The 24937-nt window shown below is 64.6% G+C and carries 23 protein-coding genes; 10 read left to right on the top strand and 13 right to left on the bottom strand.

What is annotated here, in order from left to right:
• Positions 1 to 13: 13 nt before the first annotated feature.
• A complete protein-coding gene (locus tag OK351_RS00440; protein ID WP_265155355.1) occupies positions 14 to 904 on the bottom strand; it encodes a Sir2 family NAD-dependent protein deacetylase in 891 nt (296 codons plus the stop codon).
• 191 nt (positions 905 to 1095) lie between these two features.
• On the bottom strand, positions 1096 to 1323 hold the full coding sequence (locus OK351_RS00435) for a DUF3073 domain-containing protein (RefSeq protein ID WP_265155354.1): 228 nt from the start codon (positions 1321 to 1323) through the stop codon (positions 1096 to 1098).
• Positions 1324 to 1533: 210 nt separating this feature from the next.
• On the opposite strand from OK351_RS00435, the gene OK351_RS00430 reads away from it, so the two are divergent.
• On the top strand, positions 1534 to 2118 hold the full coding sequence (locus OK351_RS00430; protein ID WP_265155353.1) for a septum formation family protein: 585 nt from the start codon (positions 1534 to 1536) through the stop codon (positions 2116 to 2118).
• Between the two features lie 66 nt (positions 2119 to 2184).
• Here the strand turns inward: OK351_RS00430 and clpB are convergent, their stop codons facing one another.
• Both clpB and OK351_RS00420 read right to left on the bottom strand, forming a co-directional pair.
• A complete protein-coding gene (clpB, locus tag OK351_RS00425; RefSeq protein WP_265155352.1) occupies positions 2185 to 4770 on the bottom strand; it encodes an ATP-dependent chaperone ClpB in 2586 nt (861 codons plus the stop codon).
• Positions 4771 to 4959: 189 nt separating this feature from the next.
• Complete coding sequence (locus tag OK351_RS00420; RefSeq protein ID WP_371931357.1) at positions 4960 to 5370, bottom strand: YccF domain-containing protein; 411 nt, start codon at positions 5368 to 5370, stop codon at positions 4960 to 4962.
• Positions 5371 to 5512: 142 nt separating this feature from the next.
• Between OK351_RS00420 and trmB the strand changes: the two genes are divergently transcribed.
• Entirely contained in the window at positions 5513 to 6370 is an 858-nt protein-coding gene (gene trmB / locus OK351_RS00415) for a tRNA (guanosine(46)-N7)-methyltransferase TrmB (protein ID WP_265155351.1), read from the top strand.
• Positions 6371 to 6700: 330 nt separating this feature from the next.
• On the opposite strand, the gene OK351_RS00410 is transcribed toward trmB, so the two are convergent.
• The gene (locus tag OK351_RS00410) at positions 6701 to 7153 is read right to left on the bottom strand and encodes a hypothetical protein (protein WP_265155349.1); all 453 of its coding nucleotides are present in this window, start codon (positions 7151 to 7153) and stop codon (positions 6701 to 6703) included.
• A 332-nt stretch (positions 7154 to 7485) separates the two neighbouring features.
• Between OK351_RS00410 and OK351_RS00405 the strand changes: the two genes are divergently transcribed.
• Positions 7486 to 8091: a GNAT family N-acetyltransferase gene (locus tag OK351_RS00405; RefSeq protein WP_265155348.1), complete on the top strand. Its 606-nt coding sequence runs from the start codon at positions 7486 to 7488 to the stop codon at positions 8089 to 8091.
• Here OK351_RS00405 and OK351_RS00400 read toward each other — a convergent pair.
• The 4 genes from OK351_RS00400 to dnaK all read right to left on the bottom strand — a co-directional run bounded on the left by OK351_RS00400 (position 8088) and on the right by dnaK (position 12115).
• Positions 8088 to 8516 (bottom strand): heat shock protein transcriptional repressor HspR, encoded by a 429-nt coding sequence (locus OK351_RS00400; protein ID WP_265155347.1) that lies wholly within the window; start codon positions 8514 to 8516, stop codon positions 8088 to 8090. The two genes, OK351_RS00405 and OK351_RS00400, sit on opposite strands and share 4 nt — an antisense overlap.
• Positions 8517 to 8604: 88 nt before the next feature.
• Entirely contained in the window at positions 8605 to 9588 is a 984-nt protein-coding gene (locus OK351_RS00395) for a DnaJ C-terminal domain-containing protein (RefSeq protein ID WP_265155346.1), read from the bottom strand.
• Between the two features lie 89 nt (positions 9589 to 9677).
• Entirely contained in the window at positions 9678 to 10250 is a 573-nt protein-coding gene (locus OK351_RS00390; RefSeq protein WP_265155345.1) for a nucleotide exchange factor GrpE, read from the bottom strand.
• A 14-nt stretch (positions 10251 to 10264) separates the two neighbouring features.
• Positions 10265 to 12115, bottom strand: coding sequence for a molecular chaperone DnaK (dnaK, locus tag OK351_RS00385; RefSeq protein WP_265155344.1), 1851 nt, complete (start codon positions 12113 to 12115; stop codon positions 10265 to 10267).
• Between the two features lie 247 nt (positions 12116 to 12362).
• Between dnaK and OK351_RS00380 the strand changes: the two genes are divergently transcribed.
• Entirely contained in the window at positions 12363 to 12590 is a 228-nt protein-coding gene (locus tag OK351_RS00380) for a PLDc N-terminal domain-containing protein (RefSeq protein WP_265155343.1), read from the top strand.
• Positions 12591 to 12660: 70 nt separating this feature from the next.
• On the opposite strand, the gene OK351_RS00375 is transcribed toward OK351_RS00380, so the two are convergent.
• From OK351_RS00375 to OK351_RS00365, 3 genes are all read right to left on the bottom strand, one after another.
• Positions 12661 to 13137, bottom strand: a complete 477-nt coding sequence (locus OK351_RS00375; protein ID WP_265155342.1) for a small multi-drug export protein — start codon at positions 13135 to 13137, stop codon at positions 12661 to 12663.
• Positions 13138 to 13340: 203 nt separating this feature from the next.
• Positions 13341 to 14861 (bottom strand): DEAD/DEAH box helicase, encoded by a 1521-nt coding sequence (locus OK351_RS00370; RefSeq protein WP_265155341.1) that lies wholly within the window; start codon positions 14859 to 14861, stop codon positions 13341 to 13343.
• 318 nt (positions 14862 to 15179) lie between these two features.
• The gene (locus OK351_RS00365) at positions 15180 to 17300 is read right to left on the bottom strand and encodes an MMPL family transporter (protein WP_265155340.1); all 2121 of its coding nucleotides are present in this window, start codon (positions 17298 to 17300) and stop codon (positions 15180 to 15182) included.
• A gap of 115 nt (positions 17301 to 17415) precedes the next feature.
• Between OK351_RS00365 and OK351_RS00360 the strand changes: the two genes are divergently transcribed.
• The 5 genes from OK351_RS00360 (at position 17416) to OK351_RS00340 (ending at position 22355) form a co-directional block, all read left to right on the top strand.
• Positions 17416 to 17886: a MarR family winged helix-turn-helix transcriptional regulator gene (locus tag OK351_RS00360; protein ID WP_265155339.1), complete on the top strand. Its 471-nt coding sequence runs from the start codon at positions 17416 to 17418 to the stop codon at positions 17884 to 17886.
• 41 nt (positions 17887 to 17927) lie between these two features.
• Positions 17928 to 18545, top strand: coding sequence for a LysE family transporter (locus OK351_RS00355; protein WP_265155338.1), 618 nt, complete (start codon positions 17928 to 17930; stop codon positions 18543 to 18545).
• A 93-nt stretch (positions 18546 to 18638) separates the two neighbouring features.
• Positions 18639 to 19148, top strand: a complete 510-nt coding sequence (locus OK351_RS00350; protein WP_265155337.1) for a low molecular weight protein-tyrosine-phosphatase — start codon at positions 18639 to 18641, stop codon at positions 19146 to 19148.
• A complete protein-coding gene (locus OK351_RS00345; RefSeq protein WP_265155336.1) occupies positions 19135 to 21162 on the top strand; it encodes a chorismate-binding protein in 2028 nt (675 codons plus the stop codon). Before OK351_RS00350 ends, OK351_RS00345 begins: the two co-directional genes overlap by 14 nt.
• Before the next feature lie 41 nt (positions 21163 to 21203).
• A complete protein-coding gene (locus OK351_RS00340; protein ID WP_265155335.1) occupies positions 21204 to 22355 on the top strand; it encodes a DUF4232 domain-containing protein in 1152 nt (383 codons plus the stop codon).
• Positions 22356 to 22370: 15 nt separating this feature from the next.
• Here the strand turns inward: OK351_RS00340 and cls are convergent, their stop codons facing one another.
• Positions 22371 to 23867 (bottom strand): cardiolipin synthase, encoded by a 1497-nt coding sequence (gene cls, locus OK351_RS00335; RefSeq protein WP_265155333.1) that lies wholly within the window; start codon positions 23865 to 23867, stop codon positions 22371 to 22373.
• Positions 23868 to 24027: 160 nt separating this feature from the next.
• Between cls and OK351_RS00330 the strand changes: the two genes are divergently transcribed.
• The gene (locus tag OK351_RS00330) at positions 24028 to 24903 is read left to right on the top strand and encodes an aminodeoxychorismate lyase (RefSeq protein ID WP_265155332.1); all 876 of its coding nucleotides are present in this window, start codon (positions 24028 to 24030) and stop codon (positions 24901 to 24903) included.
• Positions 24904 to 24937: the final 34 nt, after the last annotated feature.

The raw sequence follows: 24937 nt of genomic DNA, 5'->3' as shown, positions 1-24937 counted from the left end.
GGCCGGAAACCGCCTACACCAGCTGCGCCAGCGCCTCGGTCAGGGGCACCCGCCAACGCCAGGTCGCTTTTTCCTCCCCGCGTACGTGCCCGTTGGTCACCAGGGCCACCGGTAACTCACGCTTCACGAAATCCAGCAGGATCCGGTAGCCGCTCATGACCGCCAAGGAGGACCCCATCACCAACAACGCGGTGGAATTCGCTTCGAGTTGCGCGATCCGTTCCTTGCGTTCAGCCGGGACACTTTCGCCGAAATACACCACATCCGGTTTCAATGCCACCGACCCGCACCGCAGGCAAGGCACCATCACGAAATCCTTGACCAGGTGCGCGGGCAGGTCCACATCCCCGTCGGGATTCACCGCCGCCGGCTCAAGCTCCACGCGCTCGACATAGCCTGGATTCGCGGCCAGTAGCCGCTGGTCCAGTGCCCGGCGGTCCTCGCTGTTTCCGCAGTCCAGGCAATTCACGATCGACAAGTTCCCGTGCACCGGCACCACGGCACGTGACCCGGCTGCCTGGTGCAAACCATCCACGTTCTGGGTCACGATCCCGCTGATGCGCCCCTCGTTTTCCCAACGAACCAGCCGGTGGTGGATGGCGTTGGGTTCGGCGCTGAACATCTGACGCCAACCGATGAAGCTGCGGGCCCAGTACCGCTGCCGGGCATCCGGGCGATACCGGAATTCCTGATAGGTCATCGGGCGGTGCCGCTGCAGTGATCCATTGGGGCCGCGGTAATCCGGAATTCCGGAGTCGGTGGACACCCCTGCACCGGTGACCACCAGCACATTGCCGGTATCCAGCAGGTGCTGTACCCCGGCCCGGGCCTCATCCGGGTCATGTGGTTCGGCACTTTGTTCCACGATCCGCTGCATGGAACGGATCGCCGAATGATGTGCCATCTGGATCGATAACGAATGGTGGTCTTCCACTAATGGCCTTTCGCGCTGGCTTCCGGACACGACAAATGCCGCAACGAGCTAGGGCTAAATTTAGCCTAGTTGTTGCGGCTTGTCCTGTGATGTGTACTGAAGGGTCAGACTTTTCCGATACGGAGAGATGCCGGGTTCATCACCACCCGAAACCCGACGGTCTAATGCTTACCGTCGCCCTCCGGGTCATCGGAATATTTCTTGGCCAGATCTTCGTACTCCGAATAATCTTCTTCGTACGCCGATTCGACTGGCTCAGGTGCATGAGTGTATCGCTCGGTGCGTACACCGAGTTCACGCTCTAGTGCGGTCAGATCGGTTGCGGGCGAGTAGTACTTGATGTCTCGCGCCTGACGCTGTGCTTTAGCCTTTTGACGGCCGCGCCCCATGGCGTGACCCCCTCTTTTCAGTAGAGTCGGGAGGTGGTCCACCGCTAAACGGCGAAGGCCCCCGAATATGTGATCAGTTCTTTCGTAATTCAAGGTTAACACGATTCCACGGCGAGCGCTCATCGCAACACGTGCCCGAACCGCTAGACTGACGGCAAGCCCTATGAACAATTGCCCGCAACCCAAATCCATGTGAAGGAGTTCACATCGGTGGCCGATAGCAATCTCCCCTCGCCGCAGGCGGCCTTGCCGCCGTTGAAGCCCGAGCCGGAGCCGGAGAAGAGGCGTACCGGCCAGTGGATTCTGCTTGCAATAGCCTTCCTGGCCTTGGCGGCGGCAGCGGTGTTCATCGTCCTGCGTTTCATCGCACCAGCCCCGGGGCCGGTGGGTGCCGAGGTTGAACGCAATCCGAACCCGGGGCTGGACGGGGTCATTGCCCAGGGGATGGCCCCGGAGCACCTGGAAGTGGGCGAATGCCTGCGCGGCTTCACCTCTCCCCTGGATCCGCAGACCGTGGTCACCTGCGAGTCGGCCCACAATGCCCAGCTGATCGGCACCTTCGAGTTGGAAGGCGAGGAATTCCCCGGGGCCGATACCTTGCTCAATGAGGCCGAAAACCTGTGCAAATCCATCTCGTTGGATCCCAGCTCTCCACTGGACTCCAGCTGGACCTACCATTTCTCACGGCCCAGCCAGGGCACCTGGTCCCAGGGTGACCGCCTGGTTTCCTGTTTCCTCTCGCTGAGCGACGGGAATATCCGTGGCTCGTTGCTGCTACCGCCCGAGGAAAGCTGATATCGCAGGGAAGGGGCCGCACCACCTGGTGCGGCCCCTTCCCTTGTTAACCGACCCCCTGCGTGGTTATGCCGGGGCAACCGTCAGCTGGTTGCCCTCGACGTCCAGGCCCACCTTGACGGTGTTGCCGTCCTGGATGGTCCCGGCGAGGATCTCGCGGGCCAGCCGGTCGCCGATCTCACGCTGCACCAACCGGCGCAGCGGACGGGCACCGTAGGCCGGATCGTAGCCGGAGATGGCCAGCCAGTCGCAGGCCGCGTCATCCACGTCCAGGGTCAGCCGGCGTTCGGCCAGCCGGGTGGAGAGCGAGTCGATCTGCAGCTGAACGATATGGGCCAGTTGCTGCACACTCAGCGCATCAAACAGGATCACCTCATCCAGCCGGTTCAGGAACTCCGGCTTGAACGAGGAATTGACCACGTTCATCACCGCGTCGTGTTTCGCAGCGGGTTCCAGGTTCTGGTCCACCAGGAACTGGCTGCCCAGGTTCGAGGTGAGGATCAGGATGGTGTTCCTGAAGTCCACGGTGCGCCCCTGCCCGTCGGTGAGCCGCCCGTCATCAAGCACCTGCAACAGGATGTCGAAGACCTCGGGGTGGGCCTTTTCCACCTCGTCCAGCAGGATCACCGAGTAGGGGCGGCGGCGTACCGCCTCGGTCAGCTGGCCGCCCTCCTCGTAGCCCACGTACCCCGGAGGGGCACCGACCAGACGGGAGACCGCATGCTTCTCCGAGTACTCGGACATGTCGATGCGCACCATCGCGCGTGGGTCATCGAACAGGAAGTCCGCCAGGGACTTGGCCAGCTCGGTCTTGCCCACGCCGGTGGGACCCAGGAACAGGAACGACCCGGTGGGACGGTCCGGATCGGCGATCCCGGCCCGGGAACGGCGCACCGCGTCGGAAACAGCGGCCACGGCCTTCTCCTGGCCGATCAGCCGCTGGCCGATGACGCTTTCCATCTCCAGCAGCTTCTGACTTTCACCCTGCAGCATCCGCCCGGCCGGGATCCCGGTCCAGGCGGAGATCACCTCGGCGATGTCATCCGCGGTCACCTGTTCGGCCACCATCAACTCGCGCTCCCCCTCAGTGGCCTCGGCCGCGGCGGCGGCCTCCAGTTCCTGTTGCAGGCCCGGGATCTGTCCGTACAGCAACCGGGAGGCGTTCTCCAGGTCACCTTCGCGCTGGTACTTCTCGGCCTGGCTGCGCAGGTCGTCCAATTGCGCCTTGAGGTCACCCACCCGGTTCAGACCGGCCTTCTCGGCCTCCCAGCGCGAGTTCAGTGCGTCGAGCTGCTCCCTCTTGTCGGCCATGTCCTTACGCAGCGCCTCGAGCCGTTCCACCGAAGCGGGGTCGGTCTCGGTGGACAGGGCCAGTTCCTCCATGGTCAGCCGGTCCACATCGCGGCGCAGCTCATCGATTTCCTCGGGGGCCGAGTCGATTTCCATACGCAGCCGGCTGGCGGCCTCATCCACCAGGTCAATGGCCTTGTCAGGCAGCTGACGCCCGGAGATGTACCGGTTGGAAAGCGCCGCGGCGGCCACCAGCGCGCTGTCGGCGATCGCCACCTTGTGGTGCGCCTCGTAGCGTTCCTTCAGGCCGCGCAGGATCGCGATGGTGTCATCCACACTCGGCTCACCCACATAGACCTGGGCGAACCGGCGTTCCAGGGCCGGGTCCTTTTCGATGTTCTCGCGGTACTCGTCCAGCGTCGTTGCACCGATCAGCCGCAGTTCCCCACGGGCCAGCATCGGCTTGAGCATATTGCCGGCATCCATCGCGCCTTCGGAGGCACCGGCGCCGACCACGGTGTGGATCTCGTCGATGAAGGTGACCACCTGTCCGTCGGAGGCCTTGATCTCTTCCAGCACGGCCTTCAGCCGTTCCTCGAACTCGCCGCGGTACTTGGCCCCGGCCACCATGGCACCCAGATCCAACGAGATCAGCGTCTTGCCGCGCAGGGATTCGGGTACATCCCCGGCCACCATGCGCTGGGCCAGTCCTTCGACCACGGCGGTCTTGCCAACGCCCGGTTCGCCGATGAGCACCGGGTTGTTCTTGGTACGGCGCGAGAGCACCTGTACCACGCGACGGATTTCCTTGTCCCGGCCGATCACCGGGTCCAGTTTTCCGGCGCGGGCCAGCGCCGTCATGTCGGTGCCGAACTTCTCCAGCGACTGGAAGGTCCCCTCGGGGTCGGGACTATCCACCTTGCGGTCCCCCCGGATCGAGGGCAAGGTGGCGGCCAGCAACTCACGGGTCGCCCCGGCCTCACGCATGGCCTCACCGGCCTTGGTCACATCCGAGGCCAGGGCGATGGCCAGGTGCTCGGTGGACACGTAGCTGTCCCCCAACTCGGTGGCCAGCTCCTGGGCGGCATTCACCGTTTGGAGCAACTGGCGGGAAAACTGGGCCTGGGCCACGGATGAGCCCGAGCCTGTGGGCAGGTTCTTGATGACGGAGCTGGCCTTGACCGACAGCCCGTCCACATCGATGCCGGCGGTCTTCAGCAGCGCGACAGCCACCGAATCACGTTGGTCCAGCAGCGCTTTGAGCAGGTGGGCCGGTTCGATCTGCGGGTTGCCTGCGGTAGAGGCATTCATGCCGGCAGCAGACAGTGCTTCCTGGCTCTTGGTCGTGAGTTTGGTATCCACGCGAGTCCTCTCTCTGAATCAAACACCTTGTAAACTTGAGTGTACTTAACTCAACTTCAATTTGGGGGTAACTATTCCGAACTTCACAAGAATTTTTCGCAGGATTTGCCGGCCCGTTAAACGCCGCATCGCGTGTACCCCGTTGGGAAGTACACGCGATGCGGTTGTCCACCGGCTACCGGCTACCGGCTACCGGCTACGCATGGTGCCGATGTAGTAGTCGGAGGGGACAATCACCTTGCCCAGCGGCATCAGCGACACCGGGATCATCTTCAGGTTCGCGATCCCCAGCGGGATGCCCACGATCGATACGAACATCGGGATAGCGGTCACCACATGTCCGATGGCGATCCAGATCCCGGCGACCACCAGCCAGATCACATTGCCCAGCGTGGAGAAGGCACCCACCGGACCGCGGTCAACCACGGTGCGGCCGAATGGCCAAAGCGCATATCCGGCAATCCTGAACGAGGCGATCCCGAAGGGAATCGTGATGATCAGGATGCAGCAGATGATGCCGGCAAGGATGTAGCCCAGGGCCAACCACAGCCCACCGAAAACCAGCCAAATAATGTTGAGCACCGCACGCAAGAGATTCATGTTCCCATCCTTGCGCATCCCGGGCACATCACACCATCCGGGAAGACCCTGAAAGTTCCCCCGTCCACCCGCGTTCACAGCGACGGTTCTCACCCCGGACCGACCCGGCAACGCACCCGAAGCTCGGCTAGGATAAAACATCATGAGCGACAGTAGCGTGAGCCCCGATCCAACCACCGACCCCGATTACCGCGACCCGGAACTGTACCGAAACGAACCGGTATCTTTCGTCCGTCGCGGCAACCGCCTGCAGGGTCGGCGGGCCAAGGCGTGGGAACGCAACGCGGATCGCTACATCATCGAACCGGACCGCAAGCGTGCCGACACCTCGGTGGCCGAGGACCAGCATCTTGATCTGTACTCGACATTCGGGCGCCAGGCCCCGCTCATCGTGGAAATCGGCACAGGGCTTGGCGAATGCATCGCCAATGCCGCCAAGGAGGACCCCGCCAGCAACTACCTGGCCGTGGAGGTCTACCGCCCGGGCCTGGCCCAGCTGATGCTGAAGGTCGAGTCCTTCGGTTTGGAGAACGTCCGCGCGATCCAGGCCAATGCCCCCGAGGTGCTGGATGTCATGTTGGAAGAGGGCAGCGCCGATGAGATCTGGATCTTCTTCTCCGATCCGTGGCATAAGACCCGCCACCACAAGCGCCGCCTGATCAAGGCCGGCTTCCTGGACAAGGTGGCCCGTGCCCTCAAACCGGGCGGCACGCTGCGGTTGGCCACCGACTGGTCGAACTATGCCGAGCAGATGCGCGAATTGCTTGAATCGCACGAGTCCTTCGAGAACCAGTACCCGGGGCATCTGGCCGGCGAGGAAAGCAACCTGACCCGAGTGCGCCGCGGTGGCCTGGAAAACCATGAGAAGGAACCGGACTTCGTGGATGAGACCGGAGGCTGGGCGCCACGTTTCGATCGCCGGATCCTGACCAGTTTCGAGGGCAAGGCGTTGAAGGCCGGGCGGCTTGTCTTCGACCTGGCCTACACCCGCATAGCCTAGTTCCGGTTCGGAGCCAACGGGGACGGCACACAGGTCCCCAGGTGCGGACGGTGACTCCGTGATCCAAGTGGGGTGGTCTTGGAAATTGCGCGTGTTCGCGCTCCTCCGGGTGGATGTCGGTGGGCTCCCCGAACACGCGGCCCAGCGTGGGCGCACCCGAGCGCTCCAAGACCACCGATGAACGACCTGTCACGTCATCCGGAATCGGCCACGAACCGGGGCCATTCATTGGGGTAAGGGTCGGGTCCACCGGGAGCGGCTCCAGCGCCGTGGTTTCGGCAGGCAGCGAAGGGAATCCGGGCGTTGGGTAGGCATCCGAACTGAAACCCGTCACCCGCCCTTTCTGCTGGATCGATGCTGACGGGTTCGAAGCAGCTGGATCCCGACCAATAGGGCGCTCATCACGAGCATCAGGTGGAGTGAGGAATCGTTGCTCGCCTTGACCAGCCAGCCCTGCCACCCCGGAAGTGCGCCGTCGGCAACGCTGAGCAGGGAGTCCCCACCCTGGATATTGGCGAAGGTGTAGATCAGCAATGCAACGGTACAGGCCAGGAAGCTGCTACTGATCGCGATCCGCTCCGGCACGGGGCGGTGGCGCGGCGCAGAGGCCACGGCGTAGGCGGCCAGCAGTGCTCCCCCTACGATTGCGGACATTTGCCAGTACGGAATGCTCGGTGGTTGCACCCCGACGACGATGTTGTCCAGGTCGAGGACTGCCCCGGCGCGGGCAGCCAGCGCCTGCACGGAAAGCAGGCCAACCGCAGCCGTGTAGCCTAACGACACCCCGATTCCTGCCAAGACATATAACCCGACTCTCAGGTAGCGCATCACGGATCCCCGTCGCCTCATGGAACAAGTGGTTTCTGCCCGATGTACCCAATCGGCCCAGCGCGGGCCCCGCTCCAGGATGGCGCAGGGCCCACGAACGGCTGTTTCTCGGCCTCTGCCCGGGCCATCCGCCGGCTGGTTCCAAGAGCAGCAACTGCACGTTCGCAGTACGGCACACCTGGAGTTCGTCGGCACACAAACCATCCCCGTGGAATGCCGCACCGCATTCCGGATCGGTTCCCGGGTGTCCGCCACCCGTTAACCGGTGCTACACGTAATGTACAAGTATGGATTTTTCTTCGTGCCCGACACTGGAAGCCGGAGGCGTCCGGCTTGAGCAGCTTTCCCTGTCGCATGCCCCGGATCTGCGCGCGGTGATGGACAAGGACCGGCTGGATCGGGTGTGGTTCGCCAAGACCCCCTCGGCAGCCGGCATGGAAGCCGAGATCGAGCGTCGCCTGGGACTGCAGGGCGCGGGGACCATGGCACCCTTCGCCATCATCAGCCAGGACACCGGGCGTGCGGTGGGGGCAACCACCTACATGAATATCGATCCGGTGAACCGACGCCTGGAGATCGGTTCCACGTTCCTGGCCGTTGCCGCCCAGGGTACCGGGATCAACCCTGCGGCAAAGTACCTGCTGCTCACCCGGGCGTTCGAGGAGCTGGAATGCATCGCCGTCGAATTCCGCACCCATTGGCATAACCAGGCCTCACGCGAAGCCATCTCCCGGCTGGGAGCGAAACAGGATGGGGTGCTTCGCAACCACATGTTTGATCCGGTGAGCGGGACCTTGCGTGACACCGTGGTGTTCTCGATCCTGCCCCACGAATGGCCCGCGGTGCGGACCCAGTTGCTGGCCCGGCTCGAACGCCACGGACGGGCGGTTTAGCGCCCGATCGCGCGTTGCATGGTGAAGATCCCGAACGCCGTTTCACGGCGCACCGGGCGCATGCCGCGGGCCAAGCTGACCACATCCCCGGCCGTGGTCCCGGCGGCGAAGACCCGGGTTTGGTTGTTGCGCAGTTGCTGCACCTCGCTGGACAGGAGCTGGACCTCTCCACGAAGACGGTCGACCTCGGCCTGCAATTGCAGTATCCGGCGGATGCCCTCCAGCGATACGCCTTCCTTACTCAACTGCTGCACCTGACGCAGGAGCTGGACGTCCCGCTGCGAATACCTGCGTTGTTTCCCCGCCTGACGGCTGGGGGAAACCAACCCCATGCGGTCATATTGGCGCAGTGTCTGCGGGTGCATATCCGCCAGCTGGGCGGCGACCGAGATGACAAAAACCGGACGGATGAAGTCCCCGGTCATGTTCACCAACCACCTTTCCTGGGTCGATTCCCGTCAATACGAGTTTAGTGCCGGCCACCTGCCCTATCGGCAGGTGGCCGGCATGTTGCTACAGGCGCGCTTTGGCCGCCAGATCGGTGCGTGGGTCTTCCCCTGCGGTGGCCGCGGCGAAGTCCTCGATGGCCTGCTTGGCCGCCGGACTCAGGTTCTGCGGCACCACCACGTCCAGGACGATCAACAGGTCCCCGGTGGTCTTGGAGGTCTTGACCCCGCGCCCCTTCAACCGCAGGGTGCGGCCGGCATTGGAGCCGGCAGGTACCTTCACGGTGACCTGCTCACCGTCCAGGGTAGGGACCTGGATCCGGGCGCCCAGAACGGCCTCATCGAAGCTGACCGGCACGTGGATCCGGATGTTGTTCTCCTCGCGCTTGAAGAACGGGTGCTCGGCTACCTTGACCTTGACCAGCAGGTCCCCGCTGCCGGCGGCACCGGGCTGACCCTTGCCGCGCACGCGCACCGACTGCCCGTCCTTGATCCCGGCCGGGATGCGCACGTCGATGACCTCGCCATTGGGCTCGCGCAGCCCGATGGTGGTGCCGCTGATCGACCCGGCGAAGGAGATCGAGGTGCTCGCGGTGCGGTCGGCACCCTTCTGCGGCGGGGCCTGGCGACCGAAGCCGCCGAAACCTCCGCCACCGCCGAAGCCCGGTCCGCTGCCACCGAACAGGTCGGCGAATTCCGGGGGTACCTGGCTACCGCGGCCGGGGCCGGGGCCACCACCGAAGAGGTTGGAGAAGATGTCCTCGAAGCCGGCGCCACCGGCACCACCCTGGCCGCCGGAGGTGAACCGGGCGCCGGACCCCATGGCGCGGATGGCATCGTACTGTTTGCGTTCCTCCGGGTCGGAGAGCACCGAGTTGGCCTCGGAGATGTCCTTGAACCTCTGTTCCGCCTTCTCATCACCGGAGTTGGTGTCCGGGTGGTACTGGCGGGCCAATTTCCGGTAGGCCTTTTTAATATCCGCGTCGCTGGCGTCCTTGGAGACACCGAGGATCGCGTAGAAATCCTTTTCGATCCAATCCTGACTTGCCATCAGGCGTCCAACCTTTCATCGGCCGATTCGACACTGCCCACTGTCGAAACTCGGCAGTGGGCAGTGTCGGTGTGTACTTTATTCGGCGACTACTCGCCGGTGGATACCATCACTTGGGCGGCGCGCAGGATGCGCTCCCCCTTCTTGTATCCAATGCGCAGGATCGCTCCGACGTGCTCGGCATCGATCCCCTCAACGGCCTGGCGCAGCAGCGCCTCGTGCACGTTGGGGTCGAATTCCACGCCTGGCTCGTCGATGCGTTCCAGTCCGTGGGACTGGAGCACACCGTCGAGCTTGTTGGCGATGGCCGCGAACGGCCCGTCGGCCAGATCCCCGTGCTTGCGTGCCGCGTCGATGTCATCGAGCACCGGCAGCAAGGTGGAGAGCACCGACTGCACCGCGTTGTCGCGCACGACCTCGCGGTCGCGTTCCACGCGCTTGCGGTAGTTCACGTACTCGGCCTGCAGGCGCAGCAGGTCGTTGCGCAGTTCGGTGACCACCTCACCGACCTCGTCCTGCTCAGTCTCGACGGACTCGCCGGCTTCGTTCAGGATCGCCTCGGCCTGACCCAAAGCGTCGGCGTTCGGCTGCTGGTCGGCGGCCTCCTGCTGGTTCTCCGGCTCCTGGCCGGAGTTGGCGTTCTGGTCCTGTGCCTCGGACATGATTACCTGACTCCCTACTTCTTCTCGGCTTCGTCTTCGTCGATGACCTCGGCGTCGACGATGTCTTCCTCAGGTTCCGGGCTCTGGCCTTCGCCTTCGGTGGCCGCCTCGGCCTGGGCGTTGGCGTAGATGGCCTCACCCAGTTTGGTCTGCGAAGCCTGCAGCTTCTCGAACGCGGCCTTGACCTCGTCGTCGTTGTCCTGCTTCTCCAAGGTGGCCTTCAGCGCATCAACGTCGGCCTGGACCTCGGTCTTGACCTCTTCGGGCAGCTTGTCCTCGTTGTCCTTGATCAGCTTGTCCACCGAGTAGGCTGCCTGCTCGGCGGCGTTGCGGGTTTCGGCGGCCTCGCGGCGCTTCTTGTCCTCTTCGGCGTGGGCCTCGGCCTCCTGCACCATGCGCTCGATGTCCTCCTTGGACAGCGAGGTGCCGCCGGTGATGGTCATCGACTGCTCGGTGCCGGTGCCCTTGTCCTTCGCCGAGACGTGCACGATGCCGTTGGCGTCGATGTCGAAGGTGACCTCGACCTGCGGGATGCCGCGTGGGGCCGGGGCGATACCGGTCAGCTCGAAGGTTCCCAGCGCCTGGTTGTCGCGGGTGAACTCGCGTTCGCCCTGGAAGACCTGGATGGACACCGATGGCTGGTTGTCCTCGGCCGTGGTGAAGGTCTCCGAACGCTTGGTCGGGATCGCGGTGTTGCGCTCGATCAGCTTGGTCATCACCCCGCCCTTGGTCTCGATACCCAGGGACAGCGGGGTGACGTCGATGAGCAGCACGTCCTTGCGCTCGCCCTTGAGCACGCCGGCCTGCAGCGCCGCGCCCACGGCGACAACCTCATCCGGGTTCACGCCCTTGTTCGCTTCCTTGCCTGCCATTTCCTTGACCAGATCGGCCACGGCAGGCATGCGGGTGGAGCCGCCAACCAGGATCACGTGGGCGATATCCGAGACCTTCACGCCGGCTTCGCGGATGACGTCCTGGAAAGGCTTCTTGGTGCGCTCGAGCAGGTCTGCGGTTAGTTCCTGGAACTTGGCACGCGAGAGGTGCTCATCGAGGTGCACCGGGCCGTCGGCGGTGACCGAGAGGTACTGCAGCGAGATGTTGGTGGAGGTTGCGCTGGACAGTTCCTTCTTGGCCTGTTCGGCGGCTTCCTTCAGGCGCTGCAGGGCGATCTTGTCCTTGGACAGGTCGGCGCCCTTCTGCTTGGCCTGGGCCAGCAGCCAGTCAACGATGCGCTGGTCCCAGTCGTCGCCGCCCAGGCGGTTGTCACCGGCGGTGGCGCGGACCTGGATGGTGGAGAATTCGTCCTCGTCCTTGCCCACTTCCAGCAGGGAGACGTCGAAGGTACCGCCACCGAGGTCGAAGACCAGGATGAGTTCGTCTTCCTTGCCCTTTTCCAGTCCGTAGGCCAGGGCGGCCGCGGTCGGCTCGTTGACGATGCGCAGGACGTTCAGGCCTGCGATCTCACCGGCTTCCTTGGTGGCCTGGCGCTCGGCGTCGTTGAAGTAGGCCGGCACGGTGATGACCGCGTCGGTGACCTTTTCACCCAGGTACGATTCGGCGTCGTTCTTCAGCTTCATCAGGGTACGGGCCGAGATTTCCTGGGCGGTGTACTTCTTGTCGTCGATGTTGACGTCCCAGTGGGTGCCCATGTGGCGCTTCACCGAGGCGATGGTGCGATCGATGTTGTTCACGGCCTGGCGCTTGGCGATATCGCCAACCAGGACCTCGCCGCCCTTCGAGAAGGCGACGATCGACGGGGTGGTGCGATTGCCTTCCGCGTTGGCGATAACGGTTGGCTCCCCGCCTTCCAGAACGGAAACGACGGAGTTGGTGGTTCCGAGGTCGATACCTACGGCACGCGACATAATGGCTCTCCTTTGCCTTGGTGAAAATTACCTAACGCCGGGACAAATGCCCCAGTTGAGCGTTCCGCACTCAAGTTTACTCTCGAGTGTTCCACTGTCAAATCAAACCTGAGTGATAGTGACTCAACTTTGCGTTCTGTCTTGTTCAACGGGTGCCGGGGGTGAATAATTCCCGGGTTCCGGATATCTTTTAAGTCCGGCTTCGACAAGGGACTTTTCCGCTCGGCCGGGGGCCAGGGAGGGCAAGATGAACACGAAACGAAAATTTTCCGAACTGTCGCGACGGGAGCGGATCGGCATTGCCTGCGGCGCCGCAGTGCAGCTGGTGTTGCTGGGTGCGGCGCTGCGTGACCTGTCCCGACGGGCACCGGATGAAATCCGGGGGTCCAAGGGCCTCTGGGCGGCCGCAAGCTTCGTGAACTTCATCGGCCCCTTGGCCTACTTCGCCTTCGGCCGCAGGAAACCGGCGAACTAGGAATCCACCGAACAGCACAACGCACCCTGCGAATGCCTTCGCAGGGTGCGTTGCTCCGGGCAGCGATCGGTTACAGCGAACGCAGGACAGGTATGCCCAGGCCGGCCAGGATGCCGAAGAGCACACCCCAGAGCACAATCGAGATCAGCTGCCAGAAGATGACCTTCTGCTTGCCCGCCCCAAAGGACACCAGTGCCGCCGAGGTGATTTGGGATGGCAGGATGGTCTGCCCCAGCAGGCTCACGCCGGCGATGCCGTACTTGTCGAAGGCATTGTGCAATTTCTCGTACTTGCGCGCCTTCTTCTCTTCCTGGCCCTTTCGCACCCTGGCCCGCACCGCATGGGCGCTGTTGACGAAGAGCAACATCGATATGGCGTTGCCGATCACCGCAACGAGGATGGCCACCACTGCGGGCAGTCCCAGGATCACGCCGATCACCGCACCGCCATAGGACTCGACGAAGGGGATCGCGGCCAGCAGCCCGATCGCGATCCATTGGACGGGTTCGGGGAAGGATTCGGCAAAGTTCTGTAGCGATGTCAGCATGACTCGTCTTCCTGGTACTGGATTCTCCGTGAATTATCTCGAATCAATTCTATGTTTTGCCATGTCATCACCGGCTCATCCGCATGGGCTAAACTTTCGGACCAGCACTGTAGGCCTCGGGTTGCCGGAGAACAAAAAAAATCCTTCGTCGCGGGCGACTGGCCCGGGACGAAGGATTCCCTGTCTGGTAATTCGGTTCGGCCCTACCGGCTACGGGTGGCCGGGCTGGTCGCCCGACGTGGACCGCGCGAACGCCCCGAGTTGGACGAAGCCGATGCCGGCGCGCCCTCACGCGAGCCGGAGCGTGCCGTCCGGTTGCCGGTGGCCGGACGTTCGGAATTGGCGCTGCGGCCACCACGGGCTGGACGATCCGCGCTCCCCTGGGCTGCGCGCTCGGAGCGACGGCCGCTGGTGCCGCGCTGCTGTCCCTCGGCTGCGGGCCTGCCGCCGCGGCCCTGGCGTCCGCCACGGCTACCACGGGATCCTCCGGCTTCGCCGGTGGTGCTGCGGCTGGAGGTGCGCTTGGGCTGCTGCTTCACCGGGGCGGCATACGTCACCAGCTCGGCAATCTCGCCGACCACTTCGGCAACGGCCGGGGAATCGCGGTTGACCTTCTCGAAGGGGACCTTCAGTCCGGCCTGCTTCAGCAGTTGGGCGACATCCCCCTGCTGGTCGGGGGTGACGATGGTGACCACGGTGCCATCAGAACCGGCACGCGCAGTCCGTCCCGAACGGTGCAGGTAGGCCTTGTGCTCTGCCGGCGGATCGACATGCACCACCAACTCGACCCCGTCCACGTGCACACCGCGGGCTGCCACGTCGGTGGCCACCAGGACCTTGGCCGAACCTTCGGAGAAGGCGGCCAGGTTGCGGTCACGGGCGTTCTGGCTCAGGTTGCCGTGCAGGTCCACGGCCGGAATCCCGGATTTGGACAGCCACAGGGCCATCTTCTTGGCGTGGTGCTTGGTGCGCATGAACATGATGCGCCGGCCGGTCCCGCTGGCCAGGGTGCGCACCAATTCCTTCTTCTCATCGGCACCCACGATGAACACGTGGTGTTCCATGGTGTTCACGGCAGCCTGCGGGGCATCGACGGAGTGCACGGTCGGATTATGCAGGTAGCGCTTGACCACCTTGTCCACCCCGTTGTCCAGGGTGGCGGAAAACAGCAGGTGCTGGATACCGGAAGGGGTGCGGTCAAGGATCCGGCGCACCACCGGCAGGAAGCCCATATCGGCCATGTGATCAGCCTCATCCAGCACCGAGACCTCGACCAGGGACAGGTCAACGAGCTTCTGCTTCATCAGGTCATCGAGGCGGCCTGGGCAGGCGATGACGATATCCACGCCGTCATTCAGGGCCTTTTCCTGGCGGCTTTGGGCGACTCCACCGTAGATCACGGTGGTGCGCAATCCGGCGGCTTCCGCGAGCGGTTCGGTGGTCTTGGCGATCTGGGTGGCCAATTCACGGGTGGGGGCCATGATCAATGCGCGGGGGAACCTGGCCTTGCGGCGCTGCGGGTTGGCGGCCAAGCGGGTGACCACCGGGATGGAGAAGGCCAGGGTCTTGCCCGAGCCGGTCTGCCCGCGACCCAGGACGTCCCCACCGGACAGGGTGGAGGGAAGGGTGGCTTCCTGGATCGGGAAGGGGCTGCTGATCCCCTGCGACTTCAGGACGGATACCAGCTTTTCGGGCACGCCAAGGGCGCTAAAAGTTTTAGTCATTGACGAACTTCCTCTTCAAGAGCTTGTACGCCGATTCTCGGCGCACCGGGTCGCCGAAAGCTGGAGAAAGTCCGCAGCCGCGCCCGATCCAGGTTCTGGTTCGGATTATGTACGCGTGGCCGCGCGGGCGCAAAAGCCCCGAGACCTGAGGGAAATCTTTGTCAGTCGACGCATGCAGTCATCCGGGCGGCGGCGGGTGATCCGCGTCCAGCCGGGGTTGCACATTAATGATTCTATCAGCGCGCGGGCCGTTTTCCGGTGGTACAGGCCACCATAAACCCGCCGGGGCAGGAGACTTGCGCCACCTGCGGCCCGGGATCAGCGACCGGCCCGAGCCAATTTGCTCGGCCACCACACGGTGCGCCCGACCTCGTGGACCAGGGCCGGGACCAGCAGCGAACGGACGATCAGGGTGTCGAGCAGCACGCCGAAGGCCACGATGAATCCCAGCTGGACCAGGAACATGATCGGGATGATGGCCAGCGCGGCAAAGGTCGCGGCCAGCACCACCCCGGCCGAGGTGATCACCCCGCCGGTGACCTTCAGCCCGCGTGTTACGCCCTGGATGGTGCCGTGCCTCAAGGCCTCCTCGCGCACCCGGGTCATCAGGAAGATGTTGTAGTCCACCCCCAGTGCCACCAGGAACACGAACCCGAACAGCGGCACCGCAGGGTCTGCCCCGGGGAATTCGAAGAGATGGTTGAAGACCAGTGCGCTGACACCCATGGCGGTGCCGTAGGACAGGACGGTGGTCGCCACCAGCAGCACCGGGGCGAGGATCGAACGCAGCAACAGCATCAGGATCACCAGGATCGCCAGCAGGATCAACGGGATGATCTTGAACAGGTCCGCAATCGCCGTGGCCGCGGTATCGATTTGCGTGGCGGTGGTTCCGCCGACCAGTCCCCCGGGGTCCTGCGCATGGACCAGTTCCCGCAGTTCGCTCACGGTGCCCTTGGCACCCTCGGAATCCGCGGCATCGGCCAGGGTGATGGAAATCAGCGACCGGCCCTGGACCACCTGGGGCTCGGCTCCTCGTTCGGCCATGGCCGGTCCACCGTCCGCGGCCTGCAGGTAGGCGGAGTCCACGCCGGGCAGCGCCTCGACCTGCGGTAGCAGGTCGGCTGCGGCTTCCTCGTGCACGACGGCCACGGCCGGGGAGCCGGAGCCGCCGGGGAAATGCTCGCCCAGGGCAATCTGCCCGTCCCGGGCCTCGGATGGGGCGGTGACCAGCTCGCTTTGCGGCACCCCGGTGGCCTTCAGCTGCGTCATCCCCAGCGCCCCGGCCACCAGCACCAGCGTGGTCAGGATCCAGACCATCCGGCTGTGGCCGGCCACGAAGTTCGCGATCCTGCCCCACAACCCGTCACGCACCGTGGCATGCGCAGCCTGCGTTTCCGGTTTGGGGGCATAAGGCCAATAGGCGGCACGGCCGAGCAGTCCGAGCACCGCAGGCAGGAAGCTCAGTGCGGCAATGATCGAGAAGATGATCCCGCTGGCGGCGATCGGCCCCAGCGCCTTGTTGGAGTTCAGGTCGGAGAAGAGCAGGCATAGCAGGCCCACGGTCACCGTGCCGCCGGAGGCAAGAATCGGTTCAAAGGAACCACGCCATGCCGTGGCCACGGCTTGCCATCGACCCTGCCCCTCGGCGAGCGCCTCCTTGTGACGGGCCACCAACAGCAGCGAATAATCGGTGGCCGCGCCGATCACCAGGATCGAAAGGATGCCCTGGGACTGCCCGTCCAAACGGATCCACCCGGCATCGGCCATGTAGTAGACCACGACGATAGCGGCGCACAGCGCCATCACGCTGGTGAGCAGCACGGTAAAGGGCAACAGCGCCGAGCGGTAGACCAACAGCAGGATCAGCAGCACCGCGGCCAGGGCCACCGAGAGCAGGATCCCGTCGATCCCGCCGAAGGCCTCGATCAAATCGGCGCTGAACCCGGCCGGACCGGTGACATAGCCGGCAGCTCCCTCGGGTAGCACCTGCTGCAGCAACGCGCGCAGGGCTTCGACACCTTCATCGGCCTTGACCTCGTCACTGATCGGAACCAGCAGTTGCACCGCCAGCTCGTCCTGGGCCAGGAAGGGACCGGTCACCTGCCCGTCCAGGTATTCGAAGACCGCCAGATCCTCGGCCAGTGCCGTGGCAGCGGCCTGGTCGAATCCGGCGGGCGACGTCACCAGCACCACGGCCGGGATCGCCTCCGAATCACGGAACCTGTCCTGCCATTCCAACGCCTCGGTGGCTTCGGCCGTGGCCGGCAGGAAGGAGGCCTGGTCGTTGGTCTGCACCCCGGAGAGCTTGCCGAACGTCGGGCCGCCCACGCCGGCCACCGCAACCCAGACCAGGATCAGCACGCAGGCCAGCACCACACGCAGCACCGTCGCCTGCCCCGGGCGTTTACCGGATGTCTTCGCCTTGTGTTCAGCCACGGGGTTCCTTCTTGGTGGGGGCCGGTCGGCGGCAGAAATGGTTCCGGCCCGAATGACCCAACGGTAAAAATAGTTCCATCATCGAACTATATCACCGACGAATAGGATTGCAGCTATGGAATCAAGCCCGTCCCTTGAACTGGTCCACCTGCTGCAGCGCTTCGCCCAGGCCTCGGACCGTTACGTGGAATCCACCGGTACGCTGCATGGCACACATCGCACCGACATGAATGCGCTGGCCGTCATCCTGGGCTTTGAGCGGGAAGGCTCGGCACCGACCCCGGGGGATCTGTCCCGGGCATTGCAGCTCAGCGCCCCGGCCACCACGGCCCTGCTCGACCGGCTTCAGCGGCTGGGCTACATCCAACGACAGCGCACGGACAAGGACCGGCGCGTGGTGTGCATCACCTTGACCGATCGGGCACGCAGCGACGGACGGGCCATGTTCATGCCGCTGGGCGAACAAATGCTCAAGCTCATTTCCCGGTATACCCCGGAGCAGATCGAGTTCCTGGGCGAATTCATGAGCCAGGCCATTTCCGGGGTGGATGCCGCACGTGAAGCAAACGAGTCACAGAAGCACTAGCCGAATCGCGGGCGCCGTCAGGACTGGACTAGGCTGTTGCGGTGACCCTTCCCCTTTGGCTTTCGCTGCTCGGCGCCTCCGTGGTCATCAGCTTCACCCCCGGAGCCGGCGCGATCAACACCATGAGCAACTCGATCCGGATGGGCTGGCGCGGCTCCATCTGGGGAATCATCGGCCAGCAGATCGCCCTGCTCGTCCACGTGGCAATCGTCGCCGCAGGTGTCGGGCTGCTGGTCACCAATTCGCCCACCACCTTCGAAGTCATCCGCTACGCCGGTGCCGCCTACCTGGTGTACCTGGGTATCCGGATGCTGACCGCCCGGCCGGAACCCGGTGAACTGAGCGCGCAGCGCACCAACGGCCGATGGCGCATGGTTCGCCAGGGCGTTCTGGTGAACCTGCTGAACCCCAAGGCCATCGTCTTCTTCCTGGCACTGACCCCGCAGTTCGTCCGACCGGACCAACCGCAGCTGCCGCAGTACCTGCTGTTCATCGGCACGATCGTCGTGGTGGATATCCTGGTGATGTTCTTCTTCTTTGCCGCCACCGCACGAAGTTTCCATCGCTTTGCCGCCACGGCCCGGGGAGCGCGGATCCAGAACATCACCTTCGGGACCCTGTTCATATTTGTCGCCGTCCTGCTGCTCCTGGCACGCTAGGCCGGCCACCGGCAGATAATCGTTGCCGATTCGTTGCCCCAGATCAGCGCGTAGACCTCGAATGTGATCGAGGTTTCAATCTAGACTTAAGACATGTTCCGGATTATGACCGTGTGCACGGGAAACATTTGCCGCTCGCCAATGGCCGAATTCATGCTCAAGAACGCCCTGGAGGATGCCGGGATCACCGATGTCCAGGTCATATCCCGCGCCGTCGGTGACGGCGAGAGCGGAAATCCCATCGACCAACGGGCCGAAGCGCTGCTGCGGGCCCACGGCCTGTCCGGCGAGGAGCATGTCGCCACCCAGATCACCGCCGGGGAAATGGCCACCATGGACCTGGTGCTGGCCATGGACACCGATCACTTCGAGGCCCTCATCCCGGAGCTGACACAAATCGACCAGGACAAGCGCCCCCAGCTGCGGATGTTGCGTTCCTTCGATCCGGTGAGCGCCGCCAAACCCCATGAACAGCAGGGGATCTACGACCCCTGGTACGGGGATGCCGGGGACTTCCGCGAAACCTGGAAACTGATCGGTGCCTGCCTACCCGCCCTCGTTGAATACGTACGGAGCAATATCGCCTCTCGTGGAAACCGTTAAACCACTCATCATCGCCCTGGACGGGCGGTCCGGAGCAGGTAAGACGTCGCTGGCCAACGCCCTGGCCCAGATTCTGGGTTCCTCGCGGGTTGCGCTCTTGCATGTCGAGGACCTCTACCGGGGCTGGCAGTCGCTGGCCGCCACCGGTCGGCGTCTGGCCGGGCTGCTGGAAACCCTCCGCTCCGGACACCAGGCGACCTGGACCACCTGGGATTGGGCCGCAAACACCCCGGGCACCGGGCAACGGTGCCTGGCGCCACGGGAGATCGTCATCGTCGAGGGCGTGGGCAGCCTGCATGCCGCCGGGCGCCCCCACATTGATTTGGGCATCTGGCTCGATGCCGACGACGAACTGCGCAAGACCCGCGCCCTGGGCCGCGATGGCGACACCTTTATCCCGCACTGGCAGCTCTGGGCCGAGCAGGAGCAAGAGTACCTGGACACCGAGCACCCCCGTGAGGCGGCCGACCTGTTGCTGGACGCCGAGAGCCCGGACAGCCCGCTGGAACAGTTCCGGCGCCTGGCGCGGTTCCTGCCCCCGGCTATCGGGCAGGGGTTGCCCGTGGGCGGGGGCACCGATCGGGTTCTCGAATCCGTCCAGCTGCCGGCCCCCGAATGCGCTGCCTCGCTTTTCGAGGCGCTCTCGGCCGGATGCCGTGATGCCGCGCTGCTCGAATCCACCAGCCACGGATTCGAAGATCCGCTGGGCCGAAACCGCTACACCATACTGGCCCTGGCCCAACGGTCCACCTCACCCCGGCTGACCACCATCGGCCAGCAGACCACGCTGGATTCCGGGGCGGGCAGCCTGCGCCTGGGCACCGGGTTCTTCGACGCCCTCGGCGGGATCTGGCCGGCCACGGAGCAGCAGGAGACGCCAGCAGCGGACCCTGCACCGTTGCCGCAATGGGTCGGCTACCTGGGGTACGAACTCAAACGGGAACTCGGGGCCCGGGACCTGGCCGCGTACCTGCCCGACGGTTCGGTGCGGGCCGATGCCCGGTTCTTCGAACCCGATACCCTGCTGGTCATCGACCACCAACAGCGGACCCTGGTGCTGAAGGCCCCGGCATCACTGCTGGAATCCACGGAGCACCGGGTGCGCCAGCTGCTGGGCACCCGGCGGAAACCGGCTCACTTGGAAGCCCCGGTGTTCAGCTGCCCCGATTCGGCGGCCGGGTACCGGCAAAAGGTTCGTGCGGCCAAGGAGCAGATCAGGGAAGGCAACACCTACGAGGTGTGCCTGACCACGGAACTGCAGGCGGTGGTCGACAACTTTTCACCCTTTGAGGCCTATTGCCGGTTGCGTGTCTCCTCCCCTGCACCCTTCGCCCACTACCTGCGGCTCGGGCAATTGGAGGTGGCCAGCATCTCTCCCGAACGTTTTGTCAGCATCTCGCCCACCGGCAAGCTGCGCGCCGAACCGATCAAGGGCACCCGGCCGCGGGGTATTGACGAACAAACCGACCTGGCGCTGCGCCACGACCTGGCCACGCATCCCAAGGACCGGGCCGAGAACATCATGATCGTGGATCTGCTGCGCAATGACCTCTCGCATTACGCGGTGCCCGGTTCTCTGGCGGTCACCCGGTTGTGCGCGGTGGAGACCTACGCGACCGTGCACCAGATGGTCTCGACCATTGACGCGCAATTACGCGACCGTTCACTGGCCGCGGCCGCCCTGCGGGAGACCTTCCCCCCGGGGTCGATGACCGGTGCCCCGAAACTATCCACCATGAATATTCTCGATCACCTGGAGGAGGGCCGCTCGCGCGGGCTGTACTCCGGGGCCGTGGGCTATCTGGGGGCCGATGGCAGTGCCGACCTCGCGGTGGTGATCCGGACCCTGGTCTGCGACCATCTGGCGGACGGCCGTTGGCGCCTGGGTCTGGGATTGGGTGGGGCGATCACCGCCGACTCCGATCCGCAGGAGGAGTGGGACGAGGTGCGTACCAAGTCGGTGGGGGTGCTTGGCGCCCTGGGTTCGGCCTTCCCCGTGCCGTTGCACCGTTAGCCGTGCCGGAAGCTGCCTGATTCCCACCTAGACTTCATCTCATGAAAAGCATCGGGAAAACCGGCCGGGACCTGTGGTTGACCGGCGCCCTGGCAACCGCCGTCTGGATGGTTTGCACCCTGGGCCATGTGCTGCTGACCCGCACGGCGCAACTGCCGACCCAGTTCGTTGACCTGCTGGTCCCCTCCCCCTGGGGCCATCGGCTGCAGACCATGGCCCAACCCTGGCCGGTGCTATCCGCTGTACTATGCGCCGTGGCGGTGGGGGTGCTCGCGGTCATGCTGCTGCATGCAGTGCACTCACGTACCGGGGCCGGGCCGGGATTCGCCGCCAGCTGGATCTGCGTGGCGGTGGCGGCCCTGGCCGCCACCGGCCTGGCCGGGTTGGGCCTGGTCATCGCCGATTGGCCACCGGCCAGGCTCGCTTGGATCGTCCAGGACCTGCAACCCATGCTCGGCACCGCGGCCTACTGGGCCTTCATCTGGGGCTGGATACCGGGTCTGGGTCTGCGGCTTCTCACGGCCCGGCGCGCCGGACAGCATCGGGCTCCGGACGCCATGGCGCCGGTGCTCCTCGTCTCGGTGCTCGTCTCGTTGCTGCTGGTCACCACGGTGGTGCAGGCACGGCAGGCCAGCCTCACCGCAACCCAGACACCACCCACCGCCCCGGAGCCGGTGCCGGTCCCGAGCCCCGTGGCCTATGGCTGGCCCGAGGTGTCCGATGCCACCGTGGAGGCCGGGGTGAACTGGTGCACGGGCGAGCAGGTCGAGATCAGCTGGGGGCAGACCGAAGCGGCGACCGGCCACCGGGCGCTGGCGATCGGATTGGAAAACACCTCGCAGACCAGCTGTGAACTGCAGGCCTATCCGGACGTCGTCTTCAACGACACCACCGGTAACGCGATGGAGGTGCTGCTGGTCCATGGCGGTTCCTTCATGACCCGGGATTCGGGACCGGGAGGGGTCAATCTGGCCGCGGGCGGGCATGCCGTGGCCTACCTGGGATGGAATGCCATGGCGGCCGCCGGGGACACCAGCGTGGGCAGCATGCTCGTTGCGCCCTACCCGGGGGCGGTACGGCAACAGGCACCGGCCGCACTGGATATCGTCCATGGGGGCGCCGTAGCCGTCACGGCCTGGGAGCAGGCCCCGGATGGTGCTCAGGGCACGGAACAGCAAACGCCGCGGCCCTGAACCGGATGCCGGCGCCTACTGCAAGGTCGCGGTGAGCCGGGCGGCGTTATCCACCCAGCGTTGCAACCGGGGACGCTTCTGCCATTGGGCCAGGGTCAGTTCCCGGGAAATGCTGCGGTAGTGTGCCTGCACCTGGTTGACCTGGTCGACAATGTCCTGGCCCAACAGCATCACCGAGATCTCCATGTTCAGGCTGAAGGACCGCATGTCCATATTCGAGGAGCCCACCACGGCCACTTCGTCATCCACGGTGAAGCACTTGGCGTGCAGCACCATGGGCGCCGGGTAACGGTAGATCCGCACCCCGGCTTCCAGCAGGGTCTGGTAGTAGGACTGTTGCGCATGGTGCACCAGGAACTGGTCCCCGGTTTCGCAGACGAACAGGTCCACCTCGATACCGCGCTGTGCGGCGGTGGTGATCGCGTACAACAGCGAGTCGTCGGGGACAAAATACGGGCTGGTGATCTGCAACCGTTCGGAGGCCGAGTAGATCAGCGTATTGAACAGCCGCAAGTTGTTCTCGTCCTCGTACCCCGGCCCGCTGGGAACCACCTGGGCCACGATGTCACCGGGCACATCCCTGATCTGCATGGGATACGGGGCATCGGTCAGATCCTGCAGGACATCCTCGGTTTCGGCTTCCTGCCACCAATCGGTGGCAAAGACCACGTCCAGCGAACGCACCAGCGGCCCGCGCACCCGGATCATCAGTTCCACCCATTCGCGACCGACTTTGTGCGCACTGGCCCGCTTGTACCCCGGCTCGATCAGGTTCTGGCTTCCGGTGAACGCCACCTGCCCGTCCACGACCAGGATCTTGCGGTGGTTGCGCAGGTCCGGCCGGCGCCACCGGCGACGGAAGAGGTCCACCGGCAGCATCCGTTTCCATTCGATCCCCGAGGCATCCAGGCGCTTCTTCAACGCACCGTACCCGTTGACCCGGGCGGTACCAAGGTGGTCGAAGAGCAGGCGGACCACCACACCGCGCCGGGAGGCGTTTTCCAGGGATTCCAGGACCGGTCCCACATAGTCCGGGTCATCGCCCATGATGTAGAACTGGATGTGCACGAACTTCTGTGCCGCGTCGATTTCCTTGCGCATGGCATCCAATGACGCCCGGTAATCGGAAATCACCTCGACGTGGTTGCCGCCTTCCAGCGGCATCGCCCCCAGCGTGCGGTTCAGCACCGCTGCCGATTCGATCCATTCCTCGTCGCTGTGGAACTCCACCGGGGATTCCATATGGGCGGTGGCTTCCAGGATGGCCTCGTTGGCGCGGCGTTGCTTTTCCAGCCGCCGCCGGGACAGCCGCGGGTTGGCGAAGAGCAGGTACAGTGTCAGCCCGACCAGCGGGATAAAGAAGATCGCCAGCAGCCAGGCCATCGCGGTAGTCGGGCGCCGGTTGCCCGGGACAATACCCACCATCAGGACACGGACCACGATATCCAGAGCCACCGCGCTGGCCCACACGATCGGTCCCAGCTCTCGCAAAAAGTTCTCGCCAATGATCATGCAGTCGCCTCCTGTCGTTCGCTGGTGCCCGACGATGACGACTTTGGTGCAGTCAACCGAAGGTTTCCCTACCCACAGCCTACCCAATCCCCGGGCAGATCACCGACTACTTTGTGCCCCGGTATCAGGGATCGGTCGCAAATTCGATAACCTAGTGCCTATGAGCTCATTGGTTTTCCTCGACCCGTCCTATCCGGCCGGTCGAATGGCGGATATCACCGCACCTCAATTACCCGTTACGGCCCAGGGCATCGCGCGTGGGGACGGGATCTTTGAATCGATGCTCTACAAACAGCAAAGCGTGCGCAAGATCGACGCGCATCTGGCCCGGCTGCAGTCCTCGGCCGTGTTGTGTGAGTTGGAGATTCCGGACGAGAACCGCTGGCGTGCCGCGATCGACACCGCGATCGCCGACTTCGATGCCACCGGTGGAGCCGAGGAGGCCGTGGTTAAACTGGTTGCGGCCCGCGGCGATGCGGATTCGGACCCGGCCCTGTGCTGGGTGACGGTGACCCCGGCCCCGACATTGGGCCAGGCCCAGCGGAATTCGGGTGTTGACGTCCTGCTGCTGGATCGCGGCTACGATTCGAAAATCGCCGAACGCGCCCCGTGGCTGTTGATGGGTGCCAAGACCCTGTCCTATGCGGTGAACATGGCCGCCTTGCGTTATGCCCGCGCCCATGGGGCGCACGATGTCATCTTCACTTCCTCGGACGGGGCGATCCTGGAAGGCCCGACCTCCACTGTGCTCATGGCCCAGCGCGATGGGGACACCAAACGGCTGATTACCCCCTTGCTGGAGACCGGGATCCTGCCGGGCACCACCCAGGCGGCCCTCTTCGCCGTTGCCGCGGAGGCCGGCTGGGAGCTGGGGTACGGCCCGTTGCGGCCCGAGGACCTCTACCAGGCCGATGTGCTGTGGCTGGTCTCCTCGATCCGGCTGCTCACCCCGGTGAATTCACTGGATGCCAAGCCATTGCGCTTCGATGCCCAACTGCATGACGAGCTGAGCGAACTGGCCGAGAACATCATCTAGCCGGTCACGAAACGGATAAGGGATCCGGCCCACA

The sequence above is a fragment of the Glutamicibacter sp. MNS18 genome, from assembly GCF_026107515.2.
GTDB lineage: Bacteria > Actinomycetota > Actinomycetes > Actinomycetales > Micrococcaceae > Glutamicibacter.
Note: the sequence above shows the minus strand (reverse complement) of the source record. Positions and strands in the feature narration are given on the sequence as shown.